Source organism: Bacillus haikouensis, from assembly GCF_013179555.1.
In the GTDB taxonomy this organism is placed as follows: Bacteria; Bacillota; Bacilli; order Bacillales; family Bacillaceae_B; genus Rossellomorea; species Rossellomorea haikouensis_A.
In genome coordinates, this window is record NZ_JABMCR010000553.1 from 1 (window position 1) to 1,095 (window position 1,095).

The window sequence follows — 1,095 nt, forward strand, 5'->3', positions numbered from 1 at the left end:
GGAGTGAATATTTTATCAACCGTTCCCGCTTATGTTCAAAATAAAGAAGATTCTACGGATTATTCGCATGCCTATCAACGCCTATCTGGTACATCGATGGCGTCACCTCAAGTGGCTGGTATTGCAGCATTGCTACTTCAGGCACATCCCGGATACACGCCAAGTGATATTAAATCTGTGTTAATGAATACCGCCGATCCATTGAAAAATCAATATAGCGTATTTGAAGTGGGGGCTGGAAGAGTAGACCCAATGCAGGCAATCCACTCAGATACAATGATTTCTGTTCTGGATGAAACGCCATTTATTGAAAATGGGGAAGAAATCATCATCCCGGAACAAACCGGTGCCCTAAGCTACGGTTTCATACCGATGGGGGATGAACACATCACCAAAACAACGAATCTATCAATCACAAATAAAAGTGATAAAAACAATAAATATGACATCTCCGTTGAGTATAATATCGGAGCGGAAGCATCAGGATCACTCGATGCGGAGAAAAACGGAGTAAGGTTGAATGTTCCCGACTCGATTAAAGTAAAGAAAAATAAAGAGGAACGCTTCAATGCATTCCTTACGATTCCGAAATCAGCCCAAAAAGGGACATACGAAGGATATATTGTGATCAAGAACGCAAAGAATCCGGAAGAAATCTACCGTATTCCATTTGGAGCAAAGGTAGTGGAAGAAGGAATTGGGCACTTTGAAGTCTATACACCTAGTATTTCGACAAACCGTGTAAAAAATCCTTACAGCAGGAAGGCGACTGATCTTGATTTCAGATTAAACTCGCCAATGGAAAGGTTGGACTGGGTACTAGTTGATCCAGAAACAAAAGAGGATCTAGGCTGGATTACAGGGGTGAATGCAACAGGAGCGGCAATTGACTATGATTATTTCATTGATGATGGATTTGCAGGGTATTATTACCCGCTAACGGGACATGAAAAGAAGCCAATCAGCTATACAAGAATAAGGGCAGAAGATGGCATATATGAAGTCAAAATGATCGGTACGACGAAAGATGGCAGACAGTTTGCTAAAACGTCGACTATTAGCCTTGATAATGACGCGCCGAAGATTACTTTTGAT

At 41.5% G+C, this 1,095-nt stretch carries 1 protein-coding gene; it reads left to right on the top strand.

All coding sequences use genetic code 11. The annotated features are described in order from the left end of the window. Positions 1 to 1,095 (top strand): S8 family serine peptidase (locus HP456_RS24230; RefSeq protein WP_172255745.1); only part of this gene is annotated, 1,095 nt, incomplete at both ends.